Source organism: Rufibacter roseus, assembly GCF_001647285.1.
Lineage (GTDB): Bacteria > Bacteroidota > Bacteroidia > Cytophagales > Hymenobacteraceae > Nibribacter > Nibribacter roseus.
This window is the reverse complement of sequence record NZ_LRML01000007.1, coordinates 150639-168537: the sequence shown is the minus strand read 5'-3', so window position 1 is coordinate 168537 and position 17899 is coordinate 150639. Positions and strand designations below refer to the sequence as shown.

Sequence of the window (17899 nt, the reverse complement as noted above, 5' to 3'; positions counted from 1 at the left end):
CATGCCTAGTCTTACCAACGAGAAAGCTTTAGAAGCAGCCATTGAAAAACGTTTAACTGGTACTTGCCTTGAAGAGCTTCAGGAACTGGATCCAGTGTTAAATTCAGTTGCTGATAGAAAAGAGATGTATCGTGGAGGTAATGGCTACTTTATTGGCTATCCAGATGATTTTAATTCTAAATATGCGATAGACGAGCATCGTTTCTGGCACTTTCTTGAAACTACCCAAAAAGAGGAGCTAGCTAAGCTACAGAAGCAAAGCGATTGGAAGTTGAAGATTCTGGATCGTTTGGATAAGATGATCAAGAAATACGGTATTCTGAGAATCTTACGAAAAGGTTTAGAAGTAGATGATGCTGAGTTCACGTTGCTATTTCCCTCTCCATTGGCTAGCAGTAGCGATACCGTTAAAAAGAGGTTTGAGAGCAATGAGTTTAGTGTTACCCGGCAGGTACGCTACTCTATCAAGAATCCATTAGAAGAAATTGATCTGGTTCTTTTTGTAAACGGGTTACCATTTGCTACTGCTGAACTGAAAAACCATTGGACTGGTCAAAATGCCAAAGTTCACGGCCAAAATCAATACAAATTTAAGAGAGATATTACCCAGCCGCTACTCAACTTCGGCCGGTGTATAGTGCACTTTGCCGTAGATACGAACGAAGTGTACATGACCACTAAGCTCACAGGAGATGATGGGACTTTCTTCCTGCCTTTCAACTTAGGTTGTGACCACGGCAAGGGTAATCCTGTAAATCCGTTTGGGCATAAAACCAGTTATTTGTGGGATCAGGTATTAACCAGGCAGAGTGTAGCCAATATTATCCAGCACTTTGTTCGTTTTGACGGCAAAGACACTGATCCGCTGAATAAGAAGACTCTCTTCTTTCCACGCTATCACCAGTTAGATGTGGTGCGTAAATTGATTTCTGATGCCAGCAAAAATGGCGTGGGGCAAACCTATCTTATACAGCATTCTGCAGGTTCTGGAAAGTCTAATTCCATCACCTGGGCAGCCTTTCAGCTTATAGAAACATATCCTGAGAATGATTCCATACCAGGTAGCAAGGGAGTTCAGAACCCTTTGTTTGATTCAGTTATTGTGGTCACAGACAGAAGGCTGCTTGACAAACAGATAAGAGAGAACATTAAAGAGTTTTCAGAAGTTAAAAACATTGTTGCTCCCGCCTATTCCTCTAGGGAGCTAAAAGAGAGTTTAGAAGCTGGTAAACGCATCATTATTACCACCATTCAGAAGTTCCCATTCATTATTGACGGTATAGCTGACTTAAGTGAAAAACGCTTTGCGGTAATCATTGACGAGGCTCACAGTAGCCAAAGCGGGTCTGCGGCTGATAATATGAATAAGGCAATGGGCAACACCAGTAGTGAAGAAGAGGAAGATCCAGATCCTCAGGATAAGATTCTGGCAGCTATGAAAGGTCGTAAAATGCGGGGGAATGCTTCTTACCTGGCATTTACTGCAACGCCTAAAAATAATACGCTAGAGAAATTTGGTGTAAAACAACCAGATGGAAAGTTCAAACCTTTTCACCTGTATTCTATGAAACAGGCCATAGAAGAAGGGTTTATCCTGGATGTGCTGGCTAATTACACCACTTACAGAAGTTACTACGAGATTGAAAAGTCTATTGAGGATAACCCCATCTTTGATACAGTTAAAGCACAAAAGAAATTACGTGCCTTTGTAGAACGGAACCCAGAGACCATCGCCACCAAGGCTGAAATCATGCTTGATCACTTCCTGACCAAAGTGGTTAATACCAAAAAGCTCAAAGGCAAAGCTAAAGCCATGGTCGTTACCCAGAGCATTGAATCAGCCATTCGCTATTTCTTTGCTTTAAAGAAATTGGTGGAAAGCAAAGGCAACCCATTCAAGATTGCTATTGCTTTTTCTGGGAAGAAGAAAGTAGACGGTATTGAGTACACTGAGGATGATATAAACAATTTTCCACCTCAGCTAGATACAGCCAAGCCTACAGATCCAGGCTATATTTCTGATAAAATTGCCCGGTACTTCAATATGGATGAGTACCGTATTTTGGTTGTCGCCAACAAGTACCTCACAGGTTTTGACCAGCCGAAGCTTACAGCTATGTATGTTGACAAGAAGCTGCAAGGAGTATTGGCAGTACAGGCTCTTTCCCGGTTAAACCGGTCCGCTAATAAGCTTGGAAAGAAAACGGAAGACCTGTTTGTATTGGATTTCTTTAATTCTGTGGATGATATTAAGAAGTCATTTGATCCTTTCTACACTTCCACAACGCTTAGCAAGGCAACGGATGTAAATGTCCTACACGAGTTAAAAAGCTCTTTGGACGAAGCAGGGGTATATGAATGGTCAGAAGTAGAGGAATTCACTGCCAACTATTTTCAAGGATTAGAAGCGGAACAGTACCTAAGCCCAATCATTCAGGTTGCTGCAGAACGTTTCAACCAAGGCCTAGAATTAGACGACAAAGCTAAAGCTGACTTTAAAATCAAGGCAAAGCAGTTTGTGAAGATTTACGGCCAAATGGCTTCTATTCTTCCTTTTGAAGTAGTCAAGTGGGAAAAGCTGTTCTGGTTACTGAAGTTCTTGATTCCCCATTTAGTTATTGCTGACCCAATCCAGGATGCATTAGATGGGCTGTTGAATTCAGTTGACCTGTCTACTTATGGATTGGAAAGGGTGAAGTTAAGTGCTAACATTGGTCTGGATGCTTCAGAAACAGAATTAGAGCCACAGAACCCTAATCCTAGAAGTGCTCATGGTGGAGACTCTGAAGAAAATCCACTTGACTTAATCATCAAAGCATTCAATGAACGCTGGTTCCAAGGCTGGGAAGCAACTCCTGAAGAACAAAAGGTAAAGTTTGTCTCCCTAGCACAAAGCATGAGAGCCCATCCTGACTTTCAGGAAAAGTACTCAGATAACAAAGATGTTCAGAACAGGGAAATCGCTTTCAAGAAGATATTTGAAGATGTGATGGCAAAGCAGCGTAAAAATGAGCTTGACTTATATAGGCTTATCTCAAAAGATGATGCTTTCAAATCTGCTATGCAAGACACATTACGTAGGATTTTGGCGGCATAGGTTCTAAATCACTTAGCATAGAGATTGTCAAATACTTTTAGGCCATATACAAAAAGGCCATTCAAGCATTCCCTAGTGAACTCCTGAATGGCATTCATGTTTTTCGTGGATGGTTTAAGTAGACCCTGGCCTAATCTCCGCTCAGTAGATATTGTGAATGAGCCTTTTGGAGGCTATCTGTAATCTTGTTTTTGAGTGATTCTGGACTAATTACCTTGACACTACTGCCATACGATAAAATTAGCCTCTCTAATTCATAGTTTATCATCACTTCTATTTTTACCTCAAGTAATTCAGGATTTATCCATTTGGTCCTTTGTGAACTATGAATTGGTTTAGATTCAATATACTTACCAGTTCTTCCGGCGAAGTGTAACAGTACAGTTTCTAAAGCACCATCTACCGGCCTGGTAACCCCTATAATATCATCAAAGTATTCAACCCAATCGATGGTTTTGTTAGGTTTATACTTGTCATTAATTTCATTGATGTCTAATATCCGGTCAAGGGCTAAATTCCAGTCTGACCGATCTGAATAAGGATTATACCCGAACAAAAACCACCTGTTGTTATACTGCTTCAGATAGTAGGGGTGAATTTCAATATCATAAGGTCGATCAACCTCAAATGGGTGATACTTAATGCTTAATACTCTCTTATGGTAGATGGCACTGTGTAATGTGCCTAAGTGTTCTATACCTTTAAGATATTGATTACTGTCAAAATCGATAATTGTACTTTCAGTCTTAGTAGTTGAGAGGCCTTGGTTAAGTTTTGGAAGTAGCTCATGTACCCATTCAAATTGAGGCATGCCTTTGAATTGGGAAAGAATTTCTACAGCAGTTTTCAATTGGTTTACCTCAACCTCATTCAAAGGCATGTTGTTGATGGAGAAAGAAGGGTCCTCGTATCGGTAGTATACTTTTTTCCCATCGCGGAACCTGGCCAGCTCAATAGACCAACCTTCTCCACTTTCCATAAAAGCTATGTCATCCAATATCTGCCTTCGACTTATTCCTTTTGAGTTTGGGTCAATTTCCAAAAGTTGTCGGTTACAGGCCTCTATCAGGTCTTGAATAAAATAGCGCCTTCCCGTGTTTCTGAAACAATTGTCCAGTACCATGTACCTAAGCATTGCATTTTTATTCGTGGCCATAAGCGTCTATTTTATAAGTGCAGTTCTACTGCACAAGTACCTGTTTCCTTTGTGATGTAAATGTTTTACCACCCTCTGCAAAATAAAGAGTATGTTGTTATATTTGTGCAGTTCTACTGCACAGTTTTATCTTTACTTTGCAACATGTTCTTTGAATGCCTGCTCTAAGATTTTGATTTTTGCCAACTGTCGTGGCGGAGAAATCCAAAACGAAAATCGGTTGGTGTCCCGCAGCCATGCGGGATGAAGGTTTAAGTGTCATTTGTCTGTTACTAGATGACTGTCATTTAGATTTTATTATTGATTATTTATGATTTATATGTTATTATGAGATATGAGTCGTCTTTAATCAACTTCTTTGACTTAAGGTCATAAACAAAGAAAACAAGAGCAGGCATTCAAGACATAACTGCCAACAAGATGAACTTGACAGAAGAACAGCGCCAATACATAACTACCTCCTTTAGTGAGATGAAGACCAAAAAAGATTTTCTTGGTCTGTTAAACTATACAAAAGGTATTTTATTAGGCGACAAGGCTGTTCCTTTTGAACTAAAGCACCTCAACTACCACAGCAACCCAAAGGCAAACCCTAAGCGGTATGTAGCCTTTGCCGTTAAGAAAAAAGCTGGCGGAACAAGAACCATACACTCCCCGGCCAAAGGTCTAAAAGCTATCCAGAAATGTCTTAACCTTATTTTGCAGGTAGTCTATGCAAATCACCAACATAAGGCGGCCAATGGCTTTGTACCCAATAAATCTATTGTAGATAATGCGCGGGTACACGCCAATAGCCTGTATGTGTATAATCTTGACCTAAAAGATTTCTTCCCCAGCATAGACCAGGCAAGGGTATGGGGACGCTTAAAGTTTCCTCCCTTTAACCTGAACGAGAAGACAGGCCGCCTTGACTTGGCTGGTATCATTGCGTCTCTATGCTGCCATAGCATGGAGGTAGAGCGTTTAGATGATGCCGGAAACTGGAAAAAGGAGATAAGGAATGTGTTGCCGCAAGGCGCCCCTACATCGCCTACCATCACCAACATCATTTGCCAACAGTTAGATTTTTACCTGACAGCCGTTGCCAGGCGTTTCCAGTTGAAGTACAGCCGCTACGCAGATGATATTACCTTTAGCTCCCAGCATAACGTCTATCACAAAGACGGAGAATTTCTGCAGGAACTTCACCGCCTTATTGCTGCCCAGAACTTTCATATTAAGGAGAGCAAGACCCGCTTGCAAAAGCAAGGCTACAGACAGGAAGTTACCGGCCTGGTAGTGAACGAAGAACCCAATGTACCCAAAAGGTACATCAAGCAGCTGCGCATGTGGCTATATTATTGGGAACAGTATGGATATGACAGAGCTTATTCGTACTTTATGCAGCAATATAAGGCTGATAAAGGGCACTTAATCAAAGGCAAGCCTGATATGGCTAATGTCATTAAGGGAAAACTTGACTACCTTAAAATGGTGAAAGGTACTGAAAGTACTGGCTATCAAAAGTTGGCAGAGCGTTACATTCTTTTGACCAAGCAAGAGCCTGTAGCAGAAGAATTTACAGTGTCAAATGATATTTCAGGGATGTCTGAATTAGTTTCCTCAGTTATCAAGGTCACATTGGAAAATTCTGGTTTGCCCTCTAATCCAAACAAACTTATAAAGGCGATAAATATTCCCAAAGACACCATACTTCCTAGCGTATTACTTATCGATAACAAAATCACCACCGAAAGTACTTCTTCAAATAAGCTTTTTCCTCATAATCCCTTGCATACAGTAAGCTTTTTAAAGAAATTTAAAATTGCAGACGGAAGCGGTTTCAAAGAACTTGTACATGATATTATCCTTTCCGATGAGGTGGTAAAGGATATTATTACGAAAGTTAAAAGTCACCCTAATTTTATTTATCACTATAAAAAAGAGAGAGTTCTCAGCATAGATTACCTAAACATTGGTATTCGAGGTGAAGTTATACAACTAATAGACCTTTTTGAATCTGAAGGTATACCTTTTTATAAAGAAACAGGTAAACACCCATTCAATAATGATGAAGTATATACTGTATTTGCTAAGGAATTCAAGAAAAAGTATAGGTATGGTAGTGGTAGCGAGTACAGCAAACTGCAGCAAGACATTTTAAGTATCGCAAGTGATCAGAAGATCGCCTTAGATTGCATTGAGTTTTTACCCGATGAAAGAGCATTTAATATCAGGTCTGGCTTCTTTACATGGCAGCCATTAATTTACAAAGGTTTAAGACATATTTTTCAAGGTATAGCTGATCACTCGAACATTAACGGCGAAGATATTAAATGTATTAATGGTAGAGAAGTACAAGTAAGAGCCGAAAAAGGGGAAGCCAATTTCTGTAAATTTATAGAAATAAGTATACTTGATAAAAATAGTAAAGCAAAAATCGAGAGTGACTTACTTCTTCATTACTACAAGGAGTCTACAGCTTTTAAGCAAGACTTCAGGAACTTATGTGATTGGATTATAGAGTGTGACTTTACAGTCGAGCCATCTAAGCGGATAAATTTGCTTACAGCAAGTCACTTCAATTACAACATAGATGAAATTGAGCCTCTTGATCATCTTGTAGGAGGTTTTAAACATATATTAAGATTTTATGATATCAGATAAAATCCTCATAGTCGATGATAAGGCATCAAGTGAAGATTATAGTACTTATTCTGTGTTAGAAACACTTAGCCCAATACAGAAAGAAAGAGTTGAATATCATGCAGACACGAGAGGCCTATGGAAGGCTGCTGATAATGAAGATGAAGTAGTTTTGCTTACAGACTTTAAAAAATTTAGCTATATATTTATACATGACAGCTTTAATGACCCGCTTTTACCAGATGGCCTTTTGCCAGTTTTGATAAATGAGTTATCTAGTACATCAAAAGTTGTTCTCTTTTCTGGTAGCAAACCAGAGTCAAATATTCCCTTGTACAATAAGTTAGATTCGTCTATAGCAACTGATATTTTTCATTATGAAGTACTGAGAAGGCAGTACCACAGTAATTTTTCTTCATTTATTGATAGCTTTTTTATGTTTGGAGAGTTTAGAATTACCTATTTATATAATTCGGATATTTCTCCCTATAAAGACAGAGGATATGAGTTGTTAAATGATATAATGGAAAAACTTGAATCCTCCACAATAGAAGCTGTATATTCTAAGTCTTTCAGAGATTTATTAACGCTATACAATTATGAAGACATAGAATCAGTCTCTAGAAGATTTGAAGTTATGTCAGTAGATGAAATTATTGAGACCCTTGAAGATCTAGTAGAAAACAATTAATCTTATCTAAGTTGATGAATATACTTATACATCTTTCAAACTCATCCATTCAATATCAGTCTGACCACTTCCTGCCTATAGATGTTACAGATTATTTTTCGAGACAGGACCCTGGCAATTATTTGTATTCGAATAATATAGAAGAATATTATTCAAACTTGATTTCCCAATCCCTAGACTTGATAGACTATCAAGATGTTAAGTCCATTGTTATAAATAAAAATTTAGGTGGAAGTGGTTGGGTAAGAGCCATTAACTTAGCTGGACATATTAGATGCAGCACTTTTACTAATTGCAACCTCAATAATGTACCTATTATTCTCACAGATGCCAATGAATTATATTTAGAAGACCCATCAATAAAGGAGGCTTCAATTATAAACTTCTTTCACACTGAAGGTTTTTACTTCAGAAGGCATGACCAGATTTTTACAGTAATCCCTGATAAAATAACTGGTGTGTCTCAGCCTGCTATTAACAACGAATTAAGCAAACTAAAGGTAGGGTCTTTTAATGAAGTAAAATTAAAGACTCCTAATGACAACCGCCATCAGTCTACAAACGAATGGGGCGCAATGCGGCTTGCATCAAATTTCGGATTGTTGGATTCAATTCAGTTTAATTACCCAGAACACTTATACTTCAAGTATATATCTAAGTTTCTACTAGAAGTTTCTAATAAAACAAATGACTCTTCACTTTGTGGCCTATTCAATAATGTTTTATTGATTGACGATAATGCAGATAATGGGTGGCAGGAATTAATAAGCCTTATTTTATCCTGCAATGTAGATAAGAGAATATCTACAATTGAAGTACTTGCATGGCAAACCATTACACCTGAAAAGTTTTGCAACTATGACTTAATATTTCTAGACCTCTATCTTGATAAAGGAAAAGTAGATAGTACTTCTTCAATTAGAACCTTAAAATTTATTAAATCAAAATTTCCTCATATCCCAGTAATCATTTTTACAGCTTCTGATAAAGCTTGGAACTTAGATCTAATTCTTGAATCTGGAGCAGATGCAATGTATGTAAAGGAATCACCAATGTACTTTCGGGACCAAGAATATAGTGTTAGAAACTACAATGACTTCAAAGAAACTATCCAGCTCATTAGTGAGAAGTATAAGATATTGAAGCCCTACTGGTCTGCTATCCAGCATATCTTATCAGATATCCATTTCAATACAATAGAAAATTCACCTAAAAGAATAAAAGCACGAATAGTAGAACGTTTTAAAATGTTCTATGGTCTTCTAAAGAAGGGTTATGAACAATGGGAGTATGACAAAGCAACGTTTTACTACTCTGGTTATGAATTAGCCTTCATTACCTTATGGAGCATCTTAAACGAAATTCAAGAAGCTTATTACGAGAAAGATGACAGTACGTCACTAACACTTTTTGATCAAGACTTAAATCCAATCCAAAAGCACCCTGGTGGGACAACTAGTATAACGCCAATACCAGGCTTTAATTGGATCATAAAAAACCAATCAGAATACTTTTTAAAGCATGAATTTGTGTTTGAAGGCTTTAGCGATCATGACGGAACACCTAAAACCAGGAGAAATGCAAGAGGTAGAGAGTATTTTAAAATAACTAGCGCTGGAGTAGAGTGTGCATTAGAATACAACAGTAAAGTTTCACCGTTTTATAAGAATGGTTCAACTTCCAATCGTCAGACATTTCACAAAGAACTAAGTAACCAGATTGCATTTCTTATCTTAAATAAGAATACCCTTAAATCTAGTGCAAAAAAGAACAGCTACTTAGTCAATCTAAAGGAGCTAACTGAAGTTAGAAATCATTTATACCTTACTCATGGGGAGACATCAGAAGCATATTTTAGACAAACCGAAGAGGAAAAGAGAAGTAGTGGGGCTTCCAATATTACTCCGGACAGAGACATAAAAAAGTTATTCGAACTAATTGAATTCCTTCTAACTGGAAAAGAGGCAGAGATTACATTTTAGAATTTACCAATGCTTATTTACTTGTGCATATTGACTGCACACTTGCTCTATACCTTTGTTTTGTAATCGATAAAACATGAGCATATTTAACCACTTCCAACAACTTTCACTCAGTGATGACCAAAGAACAGCCTTAGAAAGGATTGAATCCTTTTTGAATAGCGACAGTCAAGTTTTCATGTTGAAAGGTTATGCTGGAAGCGGTAAGACCACCATATTAAAAGGATTAGTAGCACACCTAAAAGCTTTAGGGAAAGACTTTGCTATGCTGGCTCCAACGGGAAGAGCTGCTAAGGTATTGCGTGATAGAACTGGACGTGGTATTACCATACACCGGGGTATTTATAACTTTGAGAAGTTACAGCTAAAAGAAGTTGAATCAGAAGATGTAGCAGAAAAGTCATTTCATTATTACTTCCCCATCAAGGAAGAGAATGAAAAAGAAAGAGTCATCATAGTGGATGAGGCTTCAATGATTTCCGATAATAAGGTTCAGCATGAACTTTTTACTTTTGGCACGGGTAAACTTTTATCAGATCTGCTTACCTATTCTAATATCAAAATTTCTAGGAATAAAGTCATTTTCGTTGGTGATCCTGCGCAGCTGCCGCCCGTAACTGATCCTACATCCTTAGCCTTTGAGCGAAGCTTTTTTGAAGAGCGCCAGATTATTGTGGCCGAGGCTGAGATGAAGACCGTAATGCGCCAGGCTGCTGAGAATCCTATCCTTCACAATGCCTCAAAGTTCAGAAACCTATTGGCAACCCCTGTCAGGACTGAGCTTGAATTAGATTTCGATAACAAGCATTTTATCAAAGCGAATGCTGAAGACATAGCCGAATGCTATACCAATCACTTCCCGCTGCCCGAAGTGGGTAACGGCGTGGTAATCTCGTTTAGCAATGCCCAATGCCTTTCATACAATAAATCTATCCGTGAAAGGATATTCCCGAATTGTAAGGATATAGTGGCTGGCGATGTTATCCTGATCAATAATAATAACTACCATACCTATGGGGCCGAGCTTTACAATGGGGATATGGCTAAAGTCATTGCCGTAACTGAGAGACTTGAGACGCAATCAGCTCCTGTTTATGTAACAGAAGGTCGCGAAAAGGTAAAGAAAACTGTCACATTAACTTTTCGGGACATTGTTATTAAGCTTCCGAACCATCCGGAGGATATCAAGTGCAAAGTCTTCGACAACCTCTTGAACAATACCGCTGCTGATCTATCGATAACAGAGCTTAAAGCACTATATATCAATTTTATCATTCGGTTCAATGAGGAGCAGAGAAGAAGGAAAGAACAAGGATTACCTACATTCAGAGAAGGATCGGAGGAGTTTCGAAACCAGCTAAAGGCAGACCCCTACTATAATGCTCTTCGCATCAAGTATGGCTATGCCATCACGTGTCATAAGTCGCAAGGCGGTGAATGGGCTACCGTATTTGTAGACTACTATGGCCGCACGGGATTGAAGGACGCTCAACTTCGCTGGTCTTATACAGCTGTTACCAGGGCGAAGGACAAGTGCTACAATATCAATCCACCTTATTTTACAGCATTCAGCAAGCTTGCTTTTGCCCCAATTGGACCGATTGGTAATGTGCCAAATGAGGCGATTCAGTTCAACAACATTCCATTGTCACCTTTCCACCCAGCAGGCTCTCACGCCTGTAAGAGTTTAAAGTATCATGAGATTGTAGAAAAGGTTGCTGACACTACTTTTTCCCTTGAGCGGGTTGAAACAAGACCTCATCTGGAAATTTACTTTTTCAGAAAGGATGGTAAGGCTCTTAGGGCCCAGGCATTTCATGATGGCGCAGGGATATTTAGTGACTTTGTTTTAGTTGGAGCAGAATCAGAAGAAGCGAAATGCTTATTGGCTATTATTAACCAACCTTATGAAAGGCGGTTCAGGGTTGATTATACCCCGTCTCACCCTAACTTAGAAAAGCTATATTCAATAGTCCAAGCTGGTTGTGACACAGCTGAAGTGTCCATAACAAATATTATGGAGTTTCCAGCAAAGTACTATGTTACCTATTACCTCAGAACTTCTGGAATTAGCTCTTATATCCAGTTCTACTTCAATGGGAAGATACAGCTAACAAAAGCGATTCCTAAGTCTGTGATTGGAGAACAGGATGACAAACTAAATCAATTAATTACCACAATTACCCAATATGCCAGCTAAAGAGATTAAGGAACTTCGCAAAGCAGGAAAATTAGAAGAAGCCTACGCCATGGCGAAAGCTGAGTTAGAGGCATCTCCTGATGATATCTGGGCAAAGCGTAACATGAGTTGGGTACTGTATAGCCAACTTAAAAATGACCATCAGGATTTAGACCTTTTCTACTCCAAACTTGAGGAACTGGCGGCCCTGGAATTGCCGGCCACCGAGGAAATGCTATATGATAATTTGTCTATAGTTATAGCAATGGCCGCTCGCAAGATAACCAGCCAACCAGAGCCAAATACACAGGACTTGCTCACATTGTTTAATAAGGTAAAGGACTTCCCCCTTAATAAACAAACAGTTTGGTATTCTTCGCTTTATGGCGCTTTTCACAAGGGCTTTAAAGATTCACAGCACATTTTGGCTTTCGCAGATTGGTGGGGACTGGAAAATTTCAGGGAAGAGGACTATCAAAAAGAGACTTTACCAAACGGTAAGGAAATGATGGCTTTGGCTGAGCAGGCCTATACCGCTTATGCCAAGCAGCTTCTGCCCAAACATGTAGTTCCTGGTGTGGTGGAGTTTGACAGAGAGAAAGTAGAGGCTTTTATGCCTAAGCTTGATTTTATAGTAGAGAATTACCCTAATTACACCTATCCTGCCTTTTACAAAGCCAAGCTTCTGTTGGCTCTCGGCGACGAGGAAAACATGTTGGCGGCCCTTTTGCCTTTCGCAAAAAAGAAAAGAAACGACTTTTGGGTGTGGGACGTGCTCAGTGAGGCTTTCAAAGGTGATGAAGATAAAATTCTGACTTGCTATTGCCGCGCCTTGCTTTGTCATAGCCCAGAGGAGATGCTTGTTAACCTAAGGCAACGCTTGGCAGCCCTGCTCATTAAAAGGGAGCTCTATAGTGAAGCTAAAACAGAAATAGAGAAATTAGTAGCCGCAAGAAGTGGCAATGGCTGGAGAATTCCAGCAGGTGTAACTAACTGGCAAAATTCTGAATGGTACAAACAAGCCAAAGCCAGGAAGTCTAACATTGATTTCTATAAAAAGTATGAGCAAGAGGCAGAAGGCATATTGTTTCATGATGTTCCGGAGGAGTGTATCATTGTCTCTTTTGTCAATACAGATAAAAACATGCTCAATTTCATTACCAAGGAAGGCAATACAGGCTTCTTCAAGTATGACCGGTTCCTGAAGAAAGTGGCAATAGGGGATATTCTGAGAGTGCGTTTTAAGAATGGCTGTAAGGAGGGCTCTTGCCAGATTTACACTGCTTCTTTAACATCAGATGAAGAGCTTAAGCAAAAGTACCTGAAAGAATTTGATGGTGTGGCCAGAGTTCCTGAGGGGAAAGGGTTTGGCTTTATTGAAAATATTTTCATAAACCCTTCTCTTATTTCTTTAAAGAATCTTTCAAATGGAATGCAGATTAAAGGATTGGCCATGAACACTTTTGATTCAAAAAAGAATCAGTGGGGGTGGAAAGCAATTACGGTGTTTTAGAATTCTCTCTACCAATGGCATTGGTTAATCATCTATGTCCGTTTCCCCGAAATACAAACCTAATAAAGAAGTAAAACTAATCGAATTCATATCTGGACATTACCATCATGACTTTGACCCCTCCATAGTCAAACCTGGTATTTCAGTAACTATTGCTGTTTTTGTTGATCTTCTTGATTTTCATGGTGGTACTATTTATGATTTATCAGGCTGCGCCTATAGTTTCTGGATAGAGGTAACTGAAGTAAGAAGCAATCTTTTAATAGGTGAGGTAAAAGAACCTACTGACCTGTTTAAGATTGGCAGTATATTTAAGTTTAGACCCGAAAATATAGGTTCTGTGAAAGGCGGCCTGCAGTGGAACATAGATAATTTATTTGTGGTGGTTTCTGCCAGGATTGGTTTGCTACGGGAAAAGGTGGGATACTTTCTTTATGCAGATATAGGTAGAACGATGTGTTATAGCAGAGTGTTTTTTTCAGTATCACAAATGCATGAGCTAAAGGAGGACATTTATGTTATGAAGATACCACTGTCTAAGCTGGTGTCTATAGATCCCATTGTTGCCAACTATTTGGAAGTGCTCCCGCTCAACGGAATGATACGTACAGAAGACAACTCCTTTATAGAATATACCTCCGAAGAAAGAGACCTCGACCTATACCCTATAGATTATGTATTGCCCGAGGATAAGTATTATGACGAAGATGATGATAATGACCCATATTAAAGCATCTTAATTTTACCTATACTTACCCTGACTACTAAGCATTATGCTTTCTATAAAAACCGTTTTTATCAGCGTTATTAAGGTAAGTAATTCAATAATAATTAGCTGTTTCAGTGCGGCTTGGGTTTTCTGCCATAAGTAAGGGCTAAGCTAAATGAAATGTGCCTTAATAGGTAAAGGTATTTAACAAATCCTGAGTAAAGTTTTTATCAGCAATGAATTTGTAGAACCCCATGTCCGTCTCTCCCGCTCTCACCCATCTTCCTAGCATCCCTCTCTACACCTTCTACACAGGCTGCTATGGAGATCTGGACCCTTCCATTTTAAAAGTAGGGTTATCTGTTTTACTTAGTGTAGCAAGGAGGTCACACATTGATTACAATGGGGGCACACTAAAGTGTTTAGACTATTTTTGTACATCCTTTTGGGTTCAGATTCTGGAGATAAAGCAGGAATTGCTAATAGGCAGAGTGAGTGAGACGAACGAACTTTACCAGTTGGGGAGCATAATTTATTTTACACCGCATGATGTGAATCGGATAAAAGGTGACCTTCAATGGAGTATAGAGAACTTAACTGTTCTTGTTTCTGAAAGAATTATTTACCACGGAGATAAAGTGGGTTATTTTTACGAGCATGAAATGGAGCCTTGGAGCTTCAACAGGATCTTCTATGGTTGGTCAGAGGTTTACTTGCCCAAAGAACCTATTCCTTTGGTAGAGGCTAAACTGTTAAATTTGATAGACATTGATCCGATAATAGCAAAGTTTTTGGATAACGTTCAAATGAATGGGATGTTTAGATTAGATTCTTTCAATTTCAAGGAGTATGACGAACTAGAAAGAAACTATAGTATTTTCCCCTTGGAGTATGTCCAGAGTCAAGATTGAAAGGGCAAGGTGTTATATAAAGCTGAGGGTGGTTTATTGAACTAGTGTTTTACCTTTTCCGATACACAACAGCTAATTACAGTTTTATGTATAAATTATATGTCTTAGTTTCGGATGAGGAGCCTCTAATAAAAATTGGATATTGCGGAGACTGGAAGAGGTTAAAAAGCCTTATTTCAAAATATGAGTGGAACCTTGAGAACTCTTACTTTTTTATCCATCCTGATAAGTCTGCCATCAGAAAGTTTGAGAAGAAGTTACTTGGTAAATTTCGCAGTTTTCATATTCCCGAATTTTATAAAATTAAATATAAAGTTGGCATACCATACTTTTCGGTAGAAGGTGCCTCAGAGCTGCGGTCCAAATGTTGTTTGCCATTGGTGCTTGAGCAGATAGAAGGTTTCATTCTGGAAAACAGGTGTCCAACAGGGATAGAAAAAGGAATCTTTTCACCTGAACTTAAAGAGAAGAAAAAGTCTACTATCATAAAGAACACAACCCCTGAGGAAGTTTGGTTTAATGATTTATACATTAATCTTCAAGGTGTTATTCAATGGTTAATGAACTCTTCTGATAATCCAGTTTATAAAACAGATAAGGTGTCTTGGATAGGAACATATCAGAATAATGAGCGCCAGGAACATATCTTTATCGTCTGTAATGGCCAATCATGCCTCTTTATTAGACAGTTGATGCAAATTTGGCTGGACCCTAAACACCCTTATAATCTAATTGAAAGGGTTATAGATGTAGGCGACGGCAATTTTGTTTTAGTTGGAAATTGTATGGGAATATATAATTTCTTCCAAGAGGAGGGAATAACACAAGGCAAAGGATGGTGGAAAAGATATCGTTCACTTCTTGGCAGGTTTACTTATGCAATAAATTCAGCCTTAAATCTAAATCCATATCATATTAACATTGAATCAGAATGGCATTTGGATAAATTGGATAAAAGTACATTTAGATATATTAAATACATAAAGGAATTACTTGGTGCACATTATTAAACTTAATTGTATGTTGACACCAACTTATACATGCAATTTAAACATCAGGCTATAATGCATGTGTAATAGATCCACAACGTATGGGAGCTTATGTAAAAAGGGTGGGGTGAAAATTTAGCTTTAAACGCCTTGGGTATGACCGGGTACCCCTAATTGAGAGCTTGCAATTTTTTTAATCCTACATGATTTGCATCACCTGATAAGGATAAGATCTTGGACAATAGAAACCCTAACCCTTATGTTGTTCTTTCTTATCTAATATAAGACGCTTAACCTTCATCACGGTATTAGGAGCCAAGTCACAAAGCTTAGCTGTCTCACGGATAGATCTGCCATTTTTTAAATACTCAACTGCTTTTCTATTTTCTTTTAAGAATAACTCCTGAGGCTTTGATGAGCCCTTCTTCCTTCCTAAGTGCTTTCCGTTTCTTTTGGCCTCCTCTAAGCCGCTGATTATCCTTTCGGTAAGGGTTTCCCTTTCCATCTCTCCAAGGTCTGCCAGAACGCCCAAAATAAGCATAGTGACGGTGTCTTTTTTCCTATTAACATCGAGGGAGCGGAGGTTCTTGTTCACAATGTGGGTACACACCCCAAGATCAGCCAAATCTAGGATTATCTGCCTTACATCCATGGCGTTTCTTCCTAGCCTGGATAGTTCCAGTGACAAAACCTCTGTTATTTCTCCTTTTCTGGCCAGATTTATTATGTTCTCTAAGCCAGGCCTTTCATACTTCTTTCTGCTCCCTGAAACTGTCTCAGAGACAGATAAAACGATTTCATACCCGTTGCGTTTGGCATACTCATTCAATTCTGCCATTTGCCTATCTGTAGTTTGTCTACCGGTAGATACTCTTGTATAGACTGCTGCTTTCATAGATGAACTAAGATGAATGGAAATCTAATTTAAGAAAAGGTAATCATTGTGTCAAATTTAACTAATGATTTTTGTGGCACACTTTTATAGGAGAAAAGTATCAATTAAGTGAACAGGGGAGGGGTGTGGTGGCCTTACCTTTATTTTGATACACTTCGGTCAAGATGAAACTGCCAATGAATATGCATCAGCGGGAATTCTTGCTTAAAAAAAGTAAATTTATAGAGTGGGGATACGCTAGGAATTTATTTACTAGTTATACATGAAACTGTTCCAGCTACTCCCTAAAGATCACTTTTTATATTCCTTATAATCCATTATGGGCAATAGGAACGACCTACTAGGAATTTTCGCCGTGCAGCACTAAGTAATAAAAAAACTGAAGAAGCGGCATGGGCTGCACCAGCGGGACTGGGAGATTCTATGCGCCTGCTATCAGCTGTCGCTGGCTAAGTTCACCTTCACCGCCGCAAAGGTGGAGGATTACCTACAGGGGAGCTATTTCCTCCCGAGTATTTATGAGTCCATCAACAAGCTTGTGTCGAAAGGGTTTCTCAACGTTTTGGTCCACGGGAAGCCATTTCAGCCGGAGCGGTATGAGTTCTCTGCCACAGGAAGACAGATGGTGAATAAGACTTGCGACGAGGAAGTTATCGGATGAGCAGCACTATAAAGTAAGCGGGAGCTATCTCCAGAGGCTTTGGTAGTATAGTTGATAATCTTCTTTAGTCTTTCTATTAACAAGCAGGAAGTGCAAGTGATACAATTAAAAAGAACAAGAAAAAAGCGTAGAAGCCGAGTCTAAAAAAAGGCTCAGGCCATGATTCACCACTTTAATAAAAGTCAATTTTTTTATAATTTTTTCCAGCATCTCAATTAGTCAGAAGGGATAGTTATAACTCAACGAAGCCTCTACCAGTTTTTGGTGAAACTTTGATTCAGAAGATATTTTTACTCCATAAGCTGCCGATAACAATTTAGAAGAAGGAATTTATTCCGTTTTGCCTTATGAAGCAGGACTCGGCAGAGTAGCCTTTATTAGTAACCAAACGAAAGCAGTTGCTTAAATTTAAGGTAGGATTAAAAATAAACAGGAGCTAATAGGTTCATGTACGATGTCACAAATACAAATAATCTTGATGTAAAAAGGAG

11 protein-coding genes are annotated in these 17899 nt (G+C 38.8%); 9 read left to right on the top strand and 2 right to left on the bottom strand.

The genetic code is table 11. The features are described from left to right. Window position 1: 1 nt before the first annotated feature. Window positions 2-3097, top strand: a complete 3096-nt coding sequence (locus tag A8O23_RS12385) for a type I restriction endonuclease subunit R (RefSeq protein WP_066621651.1) — start codon at window positions 2-4, stop codon at window positions 3095-3097. Between the two features lie 130 nt (window positions 3098-3227). On the opposite strand, the gene A8O23_RS12380 is transcribed toward A8O23_RS12385, so the two are convergent. After that, window positions 3228-4253 (bottom strand): helix-turn-helix transcriptional regulator, encoded by a 1026-nt coding sequence (locus A8O23_RS12380; protein WP_066621649.1) that lies wholly within the window; start codon window positions 4251-4253, stop codon window positions 3228-3230. Between the two features lie 420 nt (window positions 4254-4673). On the opposite strand from A8O23_RS12380, the gene A8O23_RS12375 reads away from it, so the two are divergent. The 8 genes from A8O23_RS12375 (at window position 4674) to A8O23_RS12340 (ending at window position 15873) form a co-directional block, all read left to right on the top strand. After that, complete coding sequence (locus tag A8O23_RS12375) at window positions 4674-6899, top strand: reverse transcriptase family protein (protein WP_082883027.1); 2226 nt, start codon at window positions 4674-4676, stop codon at window positions 6897-6899. Then, the gene (locus A8O23_RS12370) at window positions 6886-7569 is read left to right on the top strand and encodes a hypothetical protein (RefSeq protein WP_066621646.1); all 684 of its coding nucleotides are present in this window, start codon (window positions 6886-6888) and stop codon (window positions 7567-7569) included. Before A8O23_RS12375 ends, A8O23_RS12370 begins: the two co-directional genes overlap by 14 nt. A gap of 14 nt (window positions 7570-7583) precedes the next feature. Further along, window positions 7584-9551 carry a response regulator gene (locus tag A8O23_RS12365; protein WP_153042181.1) on the top strand — a complete coding sequence of 656 codons (1968 nt, stop codon included), beginning with the start codon at window positions 7584-7586 and terminating at the stop codon, window positions 9549-9551. 76 nt (window positions 9552-9627) lie between these two features. Beyond that, on the top strand, window positions 9628-11751 hold the full coding sequence (locus A8O23_RS12360) for an ATP-dependent DNA helicase (RefSeq protein WP_066621642.1): 2124 nt from the start codon (window positions 9628-9630) through the stop codon (window positions 11749-11751). Continuing rightward, window positions 11741-13243 carry a DUF7017 domain-containing protein gene (locus tag A8O23_RS12355; protein WP_066621640.1) on the top strand — a complete coding sequence of 501 codons (1503 nt, stop codon included), beginning with the start codon at window positions 11741-11743 and terminating at the stop codon, window positions 13241-13243. The genes A8O23_RS12360 and A8O23_RS12355 overlap by 11 nt, the downstream gene beginning before the upstream one ends. Before the next feature lie 34 nt (window positions 13244-13277). Then, window positions 13278-13973 carry a hypothetical protein gene (locus A8O23_RS12350; RefSeq protein WP_066621639.1) on the top strand — a complete coding sequence of 232 codons (696 nt, stop codon included), beginning with the start codon at window positions 13278-13280 and terminating at the stop codon, window positions 13971-13973. Between the two features lie 233 nt (window positions 13974-14206). Next, complete coding sequence (locus A8O23_RS12345) at window positions 14207-14863, top strand: hypothetical protein (protein WP_066621638.1); 657 nt, start codon at window positions 14207-14209, stop codon at window positions 14861-14863. Between the two features lie 86 nt (window positions 14864-14949). Continuing rightward, window positions 14950-15873: a hypothetical protein gene (locus tag A8O23_RS12340; protein ID WP_066621636.1), complete on the top strand. Its 924-nt coding sequence runs from the start codon at window positions 14950-14952 to the stop codon at window positions 15871-15873. Between the two features lie 229 nt (window positions 15874-16102). Here A8O23_RS12340 and A8O23_RS12335 read toward each other — a convergent pair whose 3' ends face one another. After that, on the bottom strand, window positions 16103-16747 hold the full coding sequence (locus A8O23_RS12335; RefSeq protein WP_066621634.1) for a recombinase family protein: 645 nt from the start codon (window positions 16745-16747) through the stop codon (window positions 16103-16105). Between the last annotated feature and the right edge of the window lie 1152 nt (window positions 16748-17899).